Annotated in this window: 9 protein-coding genes; 1 reads left to right on the top strand and 8 read right to left on the bottom strand. The window is 61.1% G+C overall.

Translation table 11 applies throughout. The features are described 5' to 3' along the window. Positions 1–33: 33 nt before the first annotated feature. The 8 genes from ACZ5WW_RS19565 to hisS form a co-directional block, all read right to left on the bottom strand. A complete protein-coding gene (locus ACZ5WW_RS19565; protein ID WP_377169110.1) occupies positions 34–1,353 on the bottom strand; it encodes a dipeptidase in 1,320 nt (439 codons plus the stop codon). 53 nt (positions 1,354–1,406) lie between these two features. Further along, entirely contained in the window at positions 1,407–3,107 is a 1,701-nt protein-coding gene (locus ACZ5WW_RS19570) for a cell division protein FtsZ (RefSeq protein WP_377169112.1), read from the bottom strand. Between the two features lie 36 nt (positions 3,108–3,143). Further along, the gene (gene ftsA / locus ACZ5WW_RS19575) at positions 3,144–4,361 is read right to left on the bottom strand and encodes a cell division protein FtsA (RefSeq protein WP_377169114.1); all 1,218 of its coding nucleotides are present in this window, start codon (positions 4,359–4,361) and stop codon (positions 3,144–3,146) included. 5 nt (positions 4,362–4,366) lie between these two features. Further along, positions 4,367–5,323 carry a cell division protein FtsQ/DivIB gene (locus ACZ5WW_RS19580; protein WP_377169116.1) on the bottom strand — a complete coding sequence of 319 codons (957 nt, stop codon included), beginning with the start codon at positions 5,321–5,323 and terminating at the stop codon, positions 4,367–4,369. 259 nt (positions 5,324–5,582) lie between these two features. Then, positions 5,583–6,341, bottom strand: a complete 759-nt coding sequence (locus tag ACZ5WW_RS19585; RefSeq protein WP_377169118.1) for a metallophosphoesterase — start codon at positions 6,339–6,341, stop codon at positions 5,583–5,585. Positions 6,342–6,410: 69 nt separating this feature from the next. Continuing rightward, positions 6,411–7,811 (bottom strand): DUF1501 domain-containing protein, encoded by a 1,401-nt coding sequence (locus tag ACZ5WW_RS19590; RefSeq protein ID WP_377169120.1) that lies wholly within the window; start codon positions 7,809–7,811, stop codon positions 6,411–6,413. Between the two features lie 57 nt (positions 7,812–7,868). Further along, positions 7,869–13,223, bottom strand: coding sequence for a neutral/alkaline non-lysosomal ceramidase N-terminal domain-containing protein (locus tag ACZ5WW_RS19595; RefSeq protein ID WP_377169122.1), 5,355 nt, complete (start codon positions 13,221–13,223; stop codon positions 7,869–7,871). A 48-nt stretch (positions 13,224–13,271) separates the two neighbouring features. Then, a complete protein-coding gene (gene hisS / locus ACZ5WW_RS19600; RefSeq protein WP_377169124.1) occupies positions 13,272–14,561 on the bottom strand; it encodes a histidine--tRNA ligase in 1,290 nt (429 codons plus the stop codon). A gap of 76 nt (positions 14,562–14,637) precedes the next feature. Between hisS and recF the strand changes: the two genes are divergently transcribed. Beyond that, the gene (recF, locus tag ACZ5WW_RS19605; RefSeq protein WP_377169127.1) at positions 14,638–15,708 is read left to right on the top strand and encodes a DNA replication/repair protein RecF; all 1,071 of its coding nucleotides are present in this window, start codon (positions 14,638–14,640) and stop codon (positions 15,706–15,708) included. Positions 15,709–15,773 lie beyond the last annotated feature (65 nt).

Consider the following 15,773-nt stretch of genomic DNA (forward strand, 5'->3'; position numbering starts at 1 on the left):
TTGCAGGTGGTCAAATGCGGTTTTTGCCACCTGTCAGACCTGATTTGCCTTCAGCACCCTCAGCATGTTGCCGCCGATAACCTGCCGGATCGTCTCATCACTGTGACCGCGCATGATCATGCCGAGGGTGAAAAGCGGCCAGTTTGACCAGGCGACACTCTGCTCCGCTGTCACAGTTGTGACATAATCATCCTTGGGCCAGAGGTGCTCCCACTTGTCCGCGCTGCCGCCCGGGGCTTTGAGCAGCTTGGCCCGCTCCTCTTTGTCAAAACGGGAGGTGTAGGCCACGTCGCAGCCGATGGCGGCATGCTTGGCACCGAATTTTTTGATCAAATGGTCCAGGTGGTCGAGCAGCGCGGTGATGTCCCCTTTGCCGCCCAGGAAACGCGGGATGCAGCAGATGCCCACGAGCCCGTCAGTGTCGCAGATGGCCTTGATGGTGTCGTCCGGCTTGCCGCGGAAGTGTTCATATACCCCGCAGCAGGTAGTGTGGCTGGCCACCATGGGGCGCGTGCTGCACTTCGCTGCATCGTAGGCCGTCTTCCAGCCACTGTGCGCTACATCGGCAATGACACCGATTTTGTTCATCTCTGCGATGGCTGCGTGGCCGAAATCACTCAGGCCGCCATCGTGTGGCTCTCCGGCCCCGTCTCCCAGCGGATTGCGGCGGTTGTAGGTCACATGCATCATGCGGGTGCCGAGTTCGTGGAAGAGGCGGATGAAGCGCAGTTCGTCGCGGACGCTTTCCCAGTCCTGCATGAGTGGTACACCGTTGGTGGTGAAGCATATACCGACGTTTCCGGCCTTCTTGAGGGCCACGATTTCGTCGGAGGTTACGACCTTGGAGAGTGTCGGATTCAGCAAGTCGGTGGCCTTGGTGAAGTGGGCGAGGCGTTTGATGAGCCGCATGGGGTCGCTGCCTTCCTCGCCGGTATTTTGGAAAATGCAGGTGACACCGGCGGCGTGGAAGGCGTCGAGGAACTCCTTGCGCTCGCGCTCGTTGGTCGCGTTGCGGTTCATGGACATGGACTCGCGGAGGTCGTTGATCTCGGCGGCGCCCATGCCGGATTTGATGGCCTCGTTCATGGCCTCGGCGTCGATGGCGCAGCGAGGAGCGAAGCCGTAGCTCTCAAAGACGACGGAGCCGAAATGGAGCTCCCAAGCATGGTCAATCTGCGCCTGAGAGGGCTTGAGCAGGCTGAGCGCGATCTCGCGCGGCTTGTCGATCGCCGGATTGCCGGTGATCCATGATTTTTTCGACTCCTGGGAGCGGGCGAGGATGTTGAAACTGCCGGCGCATGCAGCAAGGGGCAGGGACTGAAGCAGGCGACGACGTGAGAAAGGAGCGTTCATGGGTGGGAACAAACGCGCCTGGGATGCTGTTTTTGAGCAGCAAAAGCAATGTCTTAGCGGCGCAGCTTCTTCTTGAGGCGCATCCAGGTCGGCACGTCGAGGTCCTCACCCTGCACGATGGAGGGTTCGGTGTCCTTGAAGCGGCCGCGGTCTTCCTCGCCGAGGCTGAAGGTCTGCTGGCTTTCCGCTGCGGGCTTGGTGCGGGCAAGCACGGCTGTGGTGGCCGCAACGGCGGCAGTGACTGCCGAAGGCTCCGACTCCGGCTCGTCAAAGGAGATGAGATCATCCTGTGCAGGCGAGATTTCGGTCTGCAGGGTGACGCTGCGGGCCACGACGGCAGCGAGGGTGGATTCCTTGCTGCTACGGGCGGCGTCTGCGAGTTCCTTGGCGGCAGGGGTGCGCACGGGAATGCGTGCCGTTTCAGGGGCGGTCGGCATCACGGGCGGCGCGGGCTCTTCAAATGCCGCAAAGTCGGCAAAATCAGCGGGTTCCTCCACATGGGAGACCGGCAGCTCCTGAGTCTGAACTTTGGCGATCTCGGCTTGGAGGCTGGCCATTGGGAAGGAGTCACCGATGGCTGGTACGGAGGCGAACTCCTCGGACTTGAAGAGGAGATCCGGGACGGATTCCGCCGGCGGGGCATAGGGGGAAGGGGCCTTGCGGGCCGGAGTCTCGCGTTTGGGGGCGGGAGCCGGGGCCGGGGCTGCCGCAGGCGCTTCAGGGCGCGGCATGAGCATTTCAGAGGGGGGCGCCGCCGTGGCGTGTGCGTTGAGCTGATTGAGGCCCAGAGAGCTGATGAGGGTGACTGCGACGGCGTCTCCCAGCTTTGCATCGACTCCGAGACCGAAGAGGATGTGCGTCTGGTCCGGCACATGGCGGCCGAGCTGTTTCATGACGCCTTCGACTTCCACCAGTGTGAGCGATTCGCCGCCAGCCACGTGTACAAGGAGGTTCTTCGTCTGATGCAGGAGGCGGCCGGAGTCGATGAGCGGGCTCTTGAGGGCTTTCTTGAGCGCCTCGGCGCCACGGTTCTGGCCACGGGCTTCGCCGAAGCCGAAGAGGCAGCGGCCATTTGCATTGGCCAGGGCGGACGTGAGGTCATCAAGGCCGAGCTTCACCAGGCCTGGCGTGATGGTGATGGTGGAGATGGCGCGCAGGCTCTGGGCAATGAGCTGGTCGGCCTGATTGAAGGCTTTCTGAATGCCATCCTTTGGAAGGATGAGCTCGCCCATGCGGTTGTTTTCAAACAGCACGAGGGCATCGGCACGTTTTTGCAGCAGCTCCAGCGCCTCCTCGGCCTGGGCCAGACGACGGCGGCCTTCGAAACTGAAGGGCATGGTGGCGACGACGAGGACGAGCGCCCCGGTGTTCTTGGCGATCTCAGCAATGACAGGGGCCGCGCCGCTGCCGGTGCCGCCGCCGAGTCCGGCGCTGATGAAGATGATGTCGTGGTTTTCGATGGCCTGACGGATCTGTTCGCGGGAGAAAAGCGCTGCTTCACGCCCCAGGTCAGGGTCACCGCCAGCGCCGATGCCCTTCATGAGCTCGGCCCCCAGCTGGATCTTCACAGGAGCCATCGAGTGGCCCAACACCCGCACGTCCGTATGGGCGCAGACCAGCGTGGCATCCACGATGCGGTCCAGGGTGATGCGATCGACGACGTTGGAACCCGCGCCGCCGACACCGACGATGCAGATGCGAGGCGCCGCTTTGCTGGCACCTTCTGGTGATTGGGAGCGGTCGTATTCTACCATAATCGTGGGTGGTTAGGGTTGGGCTGCTGCTGAATTTTAAAGTGTGACGGACGAGAGAAGTTCCTGCATGCGCCTGCCGAGACGCTTCAGGGGGGAGAGAAAAGGCTTCTCGCTGTCCAGAATCTGCGCATAACGAATGAGGCCGATCGGGGCGGAGTATTGCGGATTCTCGAAAGTGGCGGTGATGCCGCTGACGGGGGCCGAACCTGCGCGCGTGACCTTGATTCCAAACACTTCACGGGCCACGACGTCAACGCCTTTCATCATGCTGACGCCCCCGGTGAGGAAAACGCCCGCCCCCAAACGGCCGAGATGATCTTCCACGCGCACGCGCACCTGGGTGAGGATCTCCTTGGTTCTGAGATTCATGACCTCGTTCAAAAAGGCGCGTTCGATCTCGCCAAGGATCAGGCCGGTGTCGTCTTCGATGCTGAGCATTTCTCCTTCCGGCACATCGTCATAGAGCACGCTGCCTTCCTCCACCTTGAGGCGTTCGGCGCGGCCGTTCGGAATCTGCAGCGCCATGGAGACATCATTGGTGATGTGGTCGCCGCCGAGGGGGACGCAGCCGGAGGCGGTGATCATGCCGTCTTCATACAAGACGTAGTCACAAGTGCCGGCACCGAAGTCGATCATGAGCGCGCCCTGCATTTTCGCCTCGCGTGTGAGCACGACCTGTGCCGCCGCGACGGGATTGAAGACCACGTCCTCGACTTCGAGCGGGATTTCACGCACGCAGCGGATGGCATTCTGCACACGGCCGCGAACGCCGTGGATGATGTGGTAGTCCGCCTCCAGCACGCGGCCCTCACGCCCGATGGGCTGGCGCACGGCCTCCTGGCCGTCCACGATGTACTGGCGTGTGACACTGTGCAGGAAAACATTCGACTGCGGGATGGAGACGCTGCGGGCGATTTCCTTGGCCTCCTCCACATCGTCCTCGGTGATTTCCGTCTGCTCGTCCGGCAGGCGGTGGCGGCCGCGGTTGTTGAGGCTTTCGATGTGCGCGCCAGTCACTCCGAGGAAGACGTTGCGGATCATCACATCGCTGCGGTCCTCCGCACGCACAAGGGCGTCGTTCACACAGGTCTGGACTTTCTCGAAGTCAACGATCTCGCCTTTGCGCACGCCACGGGAGGGGGCCTGGCCGACACCGAGAATCTTGATGGCACCGTCGCGCTTGGCCTCACCCACGACGACACAGATCTTGTGTGTTCCGATTTCAAGACCTGCGTAGATGGTGCTTTTTGCCATGAGTTTCAGCGTGCGGGTGGGGTGGAGGCGGTGTCCGCCAGATTCAGCCCGGTGACGTCCGGTGTTTCATGAAAGGTGACGGGGGTGTTGATGCTTGCAATCAAGTTTACAGTGGCGATGCGCCATTTGCGCTCATGGGCCTCATGCATGACGCGGTCAAATCGTACCAGCTGCGGGTCAAGGTCGTCGAGGCCGAAGGTGACCCGGGTGTCGCCGTTGAAATGGGCGACGAGCGACCATGGATTGGGAATTTCGATCACTTCCAGCGCGGGGTGCCCGTCCTGATGGCGGCTTTGCAGCTTTTCCATGAGGCGCAGCGCCGCATGGACCTGCAGGTCCGGGGAGGGGATCCCGGGGGTGGCCTCGCTGAGTGCCGGGAACTGAATGCGCGGCATGGCAAGATAGTCTTTGGTGATGACATTGCATGGCACGAGAGCACCCTCGGCGTCGATCAGGCAGCCCTTGCCGCTGAGCGGGCCCATGAGCTTGTGTTTGGGGCACTCCATCCAGGCCACTGGCAGGCGCTGCACGACATCGAGCTTGAGCTTGCCATGGTAGTCGCGGCGGATCACCGCGGACTTCACCTGGGGCAGGCGCTCGATTTTCGCGCGCACTTCACGCAGGTTCATGGTGAGCAGGTTGGTGGCTTCGGTGAGGCCGGTGGCGGCCACGATCTGCTGCCGCGTGAGGGTTCCCTCAGTGTTTACCTCAACGCTCTTGAGCAGAAACTGTGAGTTTTTTTCCAAGGCCTCGTGCCAGGTCACCCAGCAGACGCCGATCACGAGCATGGCCGTGATCAGCCACATGGCGGTGCGGAAGCCCCGACGGCGGCGCTCGACCGCCTCGTGCTCGCGGATGACTGGGGACTCCGGTTCGTAATCGATCACGTGCGAGCCAACCCCCTTGCGCTTACGGGAAGGGCGCTTGGCTGGTTTCTTTGAACCATTCTTGGCGGCAGACATGAGCAGACAAACGGAAATTCCGGTGACGAAAACAAACGAACCGGTGTTTAATATCTCTTAAATAAGAGATTGTCAGTGCGTTTGCCATAATTATTCGCGAAAAAATACTCCTCCTGTATTCACAAACTGTTCAATTGTTCACAATTAGGTCGCGAATTTGGGAGATGGGGGGCTCCAGAGTGGTGAGTCAGAGCCCCCTCAAGCGAGAGCCAAAGCGAGCGAGAACATCGTGATGGCCAGGGAACAGTCAGTGAAGATGTTAATCGGAAGGAATCTCCACAACTAAATCCGGGATGAAGCCTTGATTGGGTTTATCCGGGTAGGCTCGGGGATTGGCCAGAATACGGGTGGAGCCAATCATGTAGTCATTGCTGTGGTGAATGTGACCATGAACCCAGAGTTGTGGCTGGAACTCTTGGATCAGGCTGTCGAGATGGGAGGCATAGGCGCAGCTTATTGGCTCTGTGCGTCTGTGTGCAGGTAATGAGATGAGAGAGGGGGCATGATGTGTCACGACAACAGAGCTCTCTGGCGGACCTGAACTGAGAAAGGAGCGCAGAGCCTCCACAGAAGCCATGTGGGCCAGACGTGTTTCACGTGGTGCGAGGTGCTTGTATCCCCGGGCAGAGTTGCGCACTCTTTTATAATCGTTCATGGCAGGACCTGCCTCGGCCGCGCCGTCCATCCAGCCGCCCATCAGCGCCATGTCAGTCCATAGGGTGCAACCAAAAAAGCGCACACCTTGAATGGTGGCCGACTCATTTTCCAAAAAATGAACGTTGGTGCCTTGTGACAAGGTGCGCAGTTTGCCGAAGAGACTGGGGTAGTTTTCTCCGTAGAACTCGTGGTTGCCACAGATGTAGATCACGGGGACATCTGGGATCTCCCGCAATATCCATTTCAGACCGTTGGTCTTAGTCGAGACATCTCCAGCCAGGACCACACAGTCACAGTCCACCTTTGGCAAAGGAACTTCGCCGAACTCTTGATGAAGATCGCTGACCACATGGATGCGCATCGATTACAGTGCAGCATACACGGACTGGAGCAGGTGCTCAAAGATTCGCGATGCAGAGCCAGCGCGGACTCAGATCAGCTCCCGGATGGGGGCACCTTGGTCCACGATGAAGTTGGGGCGGCCTTGGTGGTCGGTGTAGGTGGTGTCGAGGGGCACGCCCATGTGGTGGTAGATGGTGGCGGCGAGGTCGCCAGGAGTGACGGGGCGCTCGTCGATCTGGCCGCCGTCTTTGTCTGAGGCGCCGATGACCTGGCCATGACGGAAACCGCCGCCGGCGAGGCACATGGACATGACATAGGGCCAGTGGTTGCGGCCATCGGTGCTGCCCTGGGTGCCGAGGGTGGGGGTGCGGCCAAACTCGCCCATGCAGATGACGAGGGTGTCATCCAGGAGGCCGCGCTCTCCGAGGTCACTGACCAGCGTGGTAATGACGTGGTCGAAGACTGGCAGCAGGGGGCGGAGTCCGTTCCAGATGCCGCCGTAGGGTGGGATGTTGTCGCCGTGATTGTCCCAGGTGCCGGAAGCGCCGTGGTTGCTGAGGTCAATGGTGACGAAGGAGGAGCCGCGCTCGACGAGGCGGCGTGCCAGCAGGGCCTGTTTGGCCCAGTCGTGGTCGCCGTAGCGGTCGCGCACTTTTTGGGGTTCGCGGCTGAGGTCAAAGGCCTCCTGCGCGCGGCCACCGGCGACGATGTCGAAGGCGGTCTGGGAGAAGCTGTCCATGGCGCTCATCATGCCGCTGGCGTCGATCTCGGCGCGCAAGCCGTCCATCTGCTGGCTGAGGGTCTGGCGTGCCTGCAGGCGCTCCATGCTGAGGCCGGCGGGGAGCTGGAAGAGCTTGGAGGCGTTGTTGCCATCAAAAGGATCGTACTGGGTGCCGAGGTAGCCACCCCAGCCCACGTGGGAGCGGGACTTCATGTTCAGCACCACGTAGGGCGGCATAGATGGATGATTCGCGCCGTGATGCTTGGCCACGATGCTGCCGAATGAAGGGTAGTACTTAGCCTTGGGATTGGTGCGCGGCTCGTTGGCGAGGTTCGCCGTCTGCATGACCATGTTGGGTTCATGGTTGCTGAAGCGGCAGTCCACCGAGCGGATGAGCGTGAACTTGTCCAGCATGGCGGCCTGCCTGGGCAGGTACTCGCAGATGTGGGTGCCGGGGAGCTTGGTGGGGATGGTCTTGAAGGGGCCGCGAATCTCGCGCGGGCGGCCGGGCTTTGGGTCCCAGGTGTCGATTTGGGAGGGGCCGCCGGTCATCCAGAGCAGGATCACAGACTTGCCGCTTTTGGCGGTCTTGCCTTCGGCCCGAAGTTTGGTCAGAGCTGGGAGTGTCAGGCCGCCCAGTCCTGCCAGGCTGGTTTTGAGCACGGAGCGGCGGCTGTGGACGACCACACCGTCCCGCAGGCGCGGGTTCATGAAGCCGAAGGCATGCTGTCCGCCGTGGCCGCTGCAGTGATGATCGGGAGAAGACATCGAGGTGCAATACGCGCCAGAGGAGGGCTCTCTAGCCACATAGTGCGAATCCGAAAATTACTTCGGTGTCTGCAGGTAGGCGATCAGGTCTGCCAGGGATTGCTGGGTGAGCGCGGCCTCCAGACCTTCCGGCATCAGGGAGGCACCGGTGCTTTGAAGTTTTTCGATGTCGCTACGCAGCACGGATTTGGTCATGTTGCCGGCCATTTTCAGGGTGAGGCTGGCGCTCGTTTCCGTGGCGATCACGCCGTAGAGCTGCTCGCCGTTTTTCAGGGTGCAGTGGTAGGCCATGAACCCGGGCTCGATGATGGCGCTGGGATCGAGGATGGAGTTGAGAAGCTTCTCGGCATCGTGCTGAACGACGCTGCGGAGATCCGGGCCGAGCTCGATGCCGACGCCGTCGAGCTTGTGGCAGCTGATGCACACCTGGGCGAAGGTGGTTTTGCCTCTGGCGGCATCTCCCTTGAGCTTGAGGGCGGGTTTGAACTTTTCGACGACGGCTGCGCGGGTGGAGCTGGAGGCATCTTCAAACACGGCTGCGGCCAGTTTGGCGATCTCCTTTTTCGGGTGCTTTGTCAGCCGGGCCCGCGTGGCGGCGTCGCAGCCTTTGGCCTCGGGGCGCCGGAGCAGGGCGAGTGTCCAGCCGTCGTTGGAGAGGAGGGTTTCAAGGATCTGCATGCGAACCGCAGGCGTGCGCTCGTTCCAGCCTGCGAGGAGAAATTCAGGGCCGCTCTTTGGCTGAAGCCTGGTGACCAGACGCAGCACTCCGGCGTCTGCCGATTTCTGCCAGAGCTCAGGCAGCAGAGCTTTGACCATCTCCCGATGCTCGCGGTCTGAGGCGAGCAGCTCCAGGTCTGCCATGGGTGGTGAAGTTTGTGAGGTCTTCAACGCGGCGGCCGCTTTGGCAAGCATGTCAGACATTTGTTTCAATCCCTGCTGCGCGGCTGGCGAAGTGGTCTGCTTGGCGAACTGGGCCAGAGAAAGGCCGTTTTCATCCAGAACGGCCAGAAATTCTGCGGCCTGTTTTTGTGATGCCGGACGCGAAAGCAGAGCTGCCAGGGCGTTTTCATTTTTCACCGCCAGAGCGCAGCGAAACAGCATGCCTGCAACGCGGTTGTCGCTCTCGGGAGAAGCAGCGCAGACACGTTCCAGGTGCGGCAGTACGGAACTCAAGGCCGCGCCTTGCAGCGGTGAAGCTGGGGGGGCTGTGCGGAGCAACTCCGCAAGCAGATCTGCCGCCCAGTCGCCACGCAGTTCGCCCAAGGTGCAGGCGAGCTGGAGCTGAACCTTTTCATCTTTGTCGTGCAGGAGTTTGGCCAGCGCCTGCTGCAATGCGGATGAGTCGCCTTTCCATTTCAACTGCTCGGCCATCTGCAAGGCCTGCTCGCGGACGTGGGGGGACTCATCCTCCAGCAATTGCAGACACGCGCTGGTGGTCAGCCGGCCCTGGCTCAGCGATGACCATGCCGCCTGCGCACGCGTCTGGGGCTGCTTGGATTGGAGGAGGTCATTGGCCTCCGCTTTCCTGTTTTCCCAGGCCATTTGCATCTGGGCCTTGTCGCGCTGCCATCCATTGGCAGAGGCAAGGCCTTGCCCTGCATCTGTGCGTGTGGATGGCGCAGAGATGCGGACCACCTTCCAAATGCGGCCCTTGTCATCTCCTTCGCGGTAGTGTGGCAGCAGTTCGTCTTTGCCATTTTGTGGCAGCCACTGCGGGTGCTCGATCATGTAGCGGTACATGTCCGCCACCCAGAGCGCGCCATCGGGGCCTGTGCGGACCATCACGGGGCGGCACCAGCGGTCCTCGCTGGCGAGGAAGTCCAGCTTTGACTCGGCGGGATCGCGCAGGGCTTTGAAGGTGACACCGTCGTCTTCGAGGATGTGATGCTGCACGACGTTGTGGAAGGGCTCGCAGGTGAAGGCGTGGGTCTTGTTATCATCAAACAGCACGCGGTCGCGATAGACCTCGATGCCGCAGGCGCTGGTGAAGCGGCCGGCTTGATCAAAGCTGTGAAAGCGCTTTTCCATGCTGCTGGCGGGATACACAGGGGGATTGCGCGGGAAAAGCTGGTGAATCGGGTCCGGCGGAATGACATGCGGATTCCGGCGCAGGTAGTGGTCCTGCAGCACGTAGTGCCAGAGCGGGAAGCTGTTCTGCACGCCGAACCAGTGGCCCCAGTCATCATGCGCACGACCGAACTGCGAGGGGCCGCTCTGCGGATCAAACTCGCCGGTGTCCGGCTTGAAGCGGAAGTCGCGGCTGCCGAGGTCGATCTTCTGACCGGTGAGCTTGCACTCGATCTGGGTGCCCTTGTTGTAGCCGCCGTGGTGCGCCCCGGCTGCGCAGTAAACCCAGCCGTCCATGCCCCAGCGCAGGCCGTTGACACGGAGCTGCTGGTTGCCGGTGCTGAAGCCGGTGTAGAGAATTTGTTTTTCACCGTTCGGCTTGATGAAGAAGATGTCTGGAGCGGCGGTCACGAGGACGCCTTCGCGCCAGGTCAGGATGCCGGTGGGATAGCTGAGGTCGTTCACGATGACGGTGCGTTTGTCGTAGCGGCCGTCGGAGTTGGTGTCTTCGAGCATGACCACACGTCCGCCCGCCTTGCCATTGCCATCCATGCCGAGGGGGTAGTCCGCCATCTCGATGACCCAGAGGCGGCCTTTGTCATCCCAGTCAAATGCGACGGGATCGAGAACCACAGGCTCTGCGGCGACGAGGTCGATGCGGTAGCCTTCGCGGATATGCCACTTCTTCGCTGATTCCTCTGGGCTGAGCGGCTGAGAGGCGAGTTCCACCTTTGGCTTGGGTGCGGCGGCAGGCTTTTCCAGGCCAGTGACCGCCACGTCTGTGAACTCGCCTTCCAAGGGGGCAAAGTCATCGCAACGTTTGCCGAAGAAGAGCTCTGTAGCACCGGGCGCTGTGACGGGAAGCTCGGCGTCAATCTCCACCTGACCGTTCAGCATGACTTTCACGTGTGAGCCGGTGCGTTGAAGTGACACGTTGTTCCATGATCCAGGGGTGATGATGGTCTTCCCTCGCACGATTTGATCGGCCGCGTTTCCATTGAAGACAAACAACCTTCCGGGCAGCGAGTCTTTGTAGCTGCCGCCAATGCCAAGGTGGTCGCCGGGAGCCAGATGATCGCCCTTTGGGCCGCGCGAGATGAGGTAGGCGGTCACAGCGGAGGCGTCGTTTGCCTTGGTGTTGCGAAAGCGAAGTGAGGCCGACCAGTTTTCATGGCCCTTCAGCATGGCCGAGGTTTGGGCCTGAGCTTGTTTGGCTTTTTCCTTCCGCGTGATCGCATGCCGCGCATTGTCTTCAGACAGCTTTGAGATATGCCATAACTCTGTGATGACCGCGGTTTCGACCGCCCTGTTCCAAACGGTGATTTCATCTAGCCTGCCTTCAAGCCCTCTGCCAAAGAGCAGTGTTTCGTTCACTTTTCCGGTCTTTGCCTGAAGCGAAGGTTTTTCTGCCCCGTCGATATGCACGCGGACGCCGTCGCCATCACGCACGAGCACTACAAAATGCCAGTCGTCGGCAAACAGCTCCTCCTTTGATTCCTCTCCCCCTAATGAAAGCCGTACGCGGTGCTTTGCATCCTGATGTGCTTTCAGGCTGATGCCGAATACGTTGACAAGCTCGCCGGTGCGATCACTCGCGCCGCTTTCGTGGCCCAGCCAGAACCAGAGGGCGGCGCTGGCCTGAGTTCCAAGTTTGAGATGGGAAGTTTCCAGATGGCCGCCAGCAAGGTGAATGGAGCGGTTGATCTTGTCGCGTGGCACCTGGACCTGCTGAGGCCTGAGCGCCGATTCATCTCCATATCCTCTTCCAGCATTAAAACCGGAAAGCCAGAGTGCATGGCCGCCTTTCACGACCGTTCTGGCGCCTGTATACACCGCGCAAAGATCACTGAGACCCCATTGAAAATCGATAAACAGATCTACATGAGAGTCGATGATCGACGAGGTGTAAGGAGGACAATCTTCGCTCATGCCTCTGCCTGGAGCCAGATCAAGCTCCCTTATCATCTTGTGCAATGCAGTGCGGATCTTTCCTTCCGCCTCCACCTCAAGTCCTGCGGTGCGGGCCGGCCATGTGGTGTAGCCTCCCAGCGCATGCTGCTCACGTGGCGGGATGTAGCCCTCAGCTCCGTTCGCCAGCTCGATGTTGAAGTGATTGTGAAAAGGCGATGTCCATTTCAGCAGCAGACCTGTAAGTGCAAAAACTTCATTGGGCATCGTGGTAATACCCAGCTCTCCAATGTCAGGTGCTCCAATGCGGATGGCCTGCAGTTTCACGCTCGTCTTCTGCCGCTGGTGCAGGATCAGAGCCTCGCGGGCATAGACTTCCTCCTTGTTTTTCGGCACGTCGTTCACGATCTTCGCTGCGATTGGGCGTGCCCAAGCGAGGCGTTTTTCATCGGGGACGCGGTAGCTGAGCTCCAGCGTTTTCTCCACCATTCCCAATGGGGCATAATCAAGATGCTCCACCTTTTGAAGGGCTTTCATTGCACTCTCAGCGACGGCACTGGCGTATTCATCCAGGGTGATGTTCTTTTTCTCCGCGCCGTAGTCCATCCACATCTGGTCACCGCTGGTGCCCTGGCTCATGGCGCAGACGAAGGGGCCGTTGCCTTCGTTCGACTGGCCCATTTTGGCGGCGAGGTGTTTGCAGAAGAGGCCGTAGTAGTCGGACGAAATCGGGCCGCTGCCGAAGTAGTGCTGGGAGTAATTTGCCAGCACGCCGAGCGGTTTGCCGTCGATGGTTTGCAGCGAGATGACGGAGAGCTGGGGATCGACCGGGCCGCTGGGGCCGACGACGTCTTTGCTGAGGTAGCCGGGATGCATGTTGGCGCGGCCTGTGGGATTGCCGAAGGGGTCGATGACCTCTTTTCCTGGCAGTCGAATCCAGCGGCGGTTGTGCGTGTGCTCCCAGTCGTCAAAGCTGCCCCAGCCGATGCGCGCGGGCTGCAGTGCCTTGTCCGCCGCGACGATGGCTTCGGCAATTTTTGGCGTGAGGAATTGGCCATACTCGGTGTCTTTGCGCGTGCCGAGGCAGCCCATGGCGGCGGGTGCGGAGTGCGTGTGCGTGGCGCTGACCATCATGCGGTCCACCGGAATGCCGCACTGTTTTGAAGCGAGCGCCTTGGCTTCATCGATGAGCGTCTGCTCCATCATGCAGGTGTCCACGATGGCGAAGGCGATCTTCATCTTGCCGTCATCGAGCACAAAGCTGCGGACGTGCAGGCGGTCGGCGATCTTGTCCCCGCGTCCTTCGAGAAAGCCGCCTGCGATGATGCGTGGAAAGGTCTTTGGAGTGATGTCGATGGCGGAGACGCCTGCGCGGAAGGCCGGCTGAGCCTGTGCGGTGATGGCAGCGAGGCCGAGAAGAAACAGGAGAGACTTCATGAGAGTGGCTCAAACCAACGCTCATGAAGGCTACTTGTTTGCCTTTGATCAGGCGATCAGCGGACCCAGTGCGGGTTCGGCGAGCAGGCGCTGAACTTCTGCGACGAGGCCGTCCACTGGGACGGTGCTTTGAGAACGGGCGAGGAGGTTCTTGACGACGACCTCGGGATATTCGGCACCGAAGGTGATGGCGAAGCGTGCTTTGCGATCCTCGGCGGCCTGGAACTGCTTGCCGACTTTTTGCGCAGCAAAGCTGTAGTCCACGCGGATGCCGGCTGAGCGCAGCGCCTGAACGGCGGCGAGCGCGTTTCCACGCTGGGCTTCGTCGGCCACGACCACGTAGGCATCGATGCTGCTGGAGGCGAGCAGGGCGCTGGTGAGCTTCATCTGTGCGCCCGGGGTCTTCTTCAGCAGGATGCCGAGAACCACGTCGCCCATGGCGAAGCCGGCGGCGGGCATGTCCACCTTGCCGTCGCTCATCAGGGAGCAAAGCTTGTCATAGCGGCCGCCGCCTGCGACGGCGCGGAGGCCGTGCTTGAGATCGAAGACTTCAAAGACGGTGCCCGTGTAGTAGGCGAGGCCGCGGACGATGGTGGCATCAATGCGCACCTGCTGCCAGAGGCCGCGTGCGGAGAGGTTTTCGCGCAGGGCAGCGAAGGCGGGGTGATTTTCGTCTGCGGACGCCATGAAGGCGCGCACGTCTGCGAGACTGAGGCCGATGGCGGCGAGCTTGTTTTCCGTGTCCTCGGGCTTGGCGCGTTCGATTTTGTCGATGATCTGAAGGAAGGTCGAGGTGTGCTCAGGGGGGATGTTGCGTTCGGCCAGATAGGAGTTCCAGATCTCGCGATTGCTCAGGCGGATGGCAAAGTCCTCCGTGCTCACGCCGAACTCGCGCACGGTGTCGATCGCCAGGGCGATGAGCTCCGCGTCCGTGGCAGGGGAGGCATCTCCGAGGATGTCCGCATTGAACTGCACGAACTCTCGGGTGCGGCCCTCCTGAGGGGCCTCATAGCGGAAGCAGGAGCCGATTTGAAACCACTTGATGGGCTTCTTGAAGTCACGCTGCCGGGCTGTGGCCATGCGGGCGAGGGAAGGGGTGACCTCGGGGCGCAGAGCCACGTCATCCTCACCCTTGGTCACGAAGCAGAAAAGCTGGCTGGTGATTTCATCGCCGCTTTTTTTGCGAAAGAGGTCGGTGGGCTCCAGCACGGGGCCTTCATACTCCACAAAGCCGTAACGACGTGCGACTGCGCGCCAGGTGTCGAAAATGTAGTTACGCAGAGCGCATTCTTCGGGGAAGAAGTCGCGAAAGCCTTTGACTGTTTGGATGGAGGCCATAGAGGGGCGGGATTGATCTTCATGTGCAACGTGAACGCAACCGGAAATGCAGCGTGGTGCAGAAGAGTCTGACTGCATGCTGACCGACCTGTTTGTGCGTGATTTCCGCTGCTTCGCCGAGGCGAAGCTGGAACTGCATCCTGATGTGACGCTGCTGGTGGGGAGGAATGCGCAGGGAAAAACTTCGCTCATTGAGGCAGCGTGCGTGCTGCTGCGGCTGCAGTCGCCCCGGACATCGAACCGCGCGGAGCTGGTGCGGTTTGGTGCCGCCACATGCCTCGTGGAGGCGCAGTGGCATGGCAGACGCCTGCGCTATGCGCAGTCTGCCACGACGCGGCGGCTGGCGCTGGACGGCGTCACGTGCGGCCGGTCGGCGGACTATCTGGCGGCCTCCGGGGTGGTGGTGTGGATGGACCACCGCGACATGAACCTGCTGCGTGGTGGAGCGGAGCATCGGCGCAGGTTTCTGGACTTTGCCGCCAGCCAGATGTTTCCAGATTACCTGCATGCCCTGCGCGGGTATGAGCGTGCGCTGCGCGGGCGCAATCATGTGCTGAAAAGGGATGCCAGCATCGCCTGGAAGCAGGCGGACGCCTTTGCGCATGTGATGGATGGCTTTGCCAGGACGGTGTGGCAGAGGCGTGCCGAGCTGTGCGCCGCCCTGGGCCCGGAGGTCTCGCTGGCGCATGCAAGGCTGAGCGAGGGGGTGGAAAAGGTGAGCATGGCCTACCGGCGCACCCACGATGAGGCGCTGGGTTTGTTTGAGGCCTTGCTGACGATGCGGGATGAAGAGGCCCGTGTGCGTTCGACGGCGCTTGGGCCGCATCGTGATGACCTTGAAATGGGGCTCAACGAGCTGGATGCCACCACCTTTGCCTCGGAAGGCCAGCAGCGTTCGTTTGCGCTGGCGATGAAGCTCGCCCAGGCGAGGGTGCTGGAGCATGCCTGTGGTGCGCCCCCCCTGATGCTGATGGATGATGTTTTTGGCGAACTGGATTCCCACCGCCGGCGTGCGCTGCTTGCCTGCCTGCCGCCGGGCACGCAGAAGATCATCACGACCACGAATCTGGACTGGGTGGAGGCAGACCACCTGGCCGGACGGGTCTTTGGCGTCGAAAAGTCCGTTTTCACCCATGTTCGCGGCTGAAAAGGGCGGGGTGGTGACAGAAATGGCCTGAAATCGCCAATTCCTAGCTTCTTAGAAACATCCCT

It is taken from the genome of Prosthecobacter fluviatilis (assembly GCF_055388355.1).

Excerpts from the sequence above, each read along its gene's own strand:
- ACZ5WW_RS19570 (WP_377169112.1), bottom strand. The coding sequence starts at position 3,107 with ATGGTAGAATACGACCGCTCCCAATCACCAGAAGGTGCCAGCAAAGCG.
- ACZ5WW_RS19590 (WP_377169120.1), bottom strand. The coding sequence starts at position 7,811 with ATGTCTTCTCCCGATCATCACTGCAGCGGCCACGGCGGACAGCATGCC.
- ACZ5WW_RS19585 (WP_377169118.1), bottom strand. The coding sequence starts at position 6,341 with ATGCGCATCCATGTGGTCAGCGATCTTCATCAAGAGTTCGGCGAAGTT.
- recF (WP_377169127.1), top strand. The coding sequence starts at position 14,638 with ATGCTGACCGACCTGTTTGTGCGTGATTTCCGCTGCTTCGCCGAGGCG.
- ftsA (WP_377169114.1), bottom strand. The coding sequence starts at position 4,361 with ATGGCAAAAAGCACCATCTACGCAGGTCTTGAAATCGGAACACACAAG.
- hisS (WP_377169124.1), bottom strand. The coding sequence starts at position 14,561 with ATGGCCTCCATCCAAACAGTCAAAGGCTTTCGCGACTTCTTCCCCGAA.
- ACZ5WW_RS19565 (WP_377169110.1), bottom strand. The coding sequence starts at position 1,353 with ATGAACGCTCCTTTCTCACGTCGTCGCCTGCTTCAGTCCCTGCCCCTT.
- ACZ5WW_RS19595 (WP_377169122.1), bottom strand. The coding sequence starts at position 13,223 with ATGAAGTCTCTCCTGTTTCTTCTCGGCCTCGCTGCCATCACCGCACAG.
- ACZ5WW_RS19580 (WP_377169116.1), bottom strand. The coding sequence starts at position 5,323 with ATGTCTGCCGCCAAGAATGGTTCAAAGAAACCAGCCAAGCGCCCTTCC.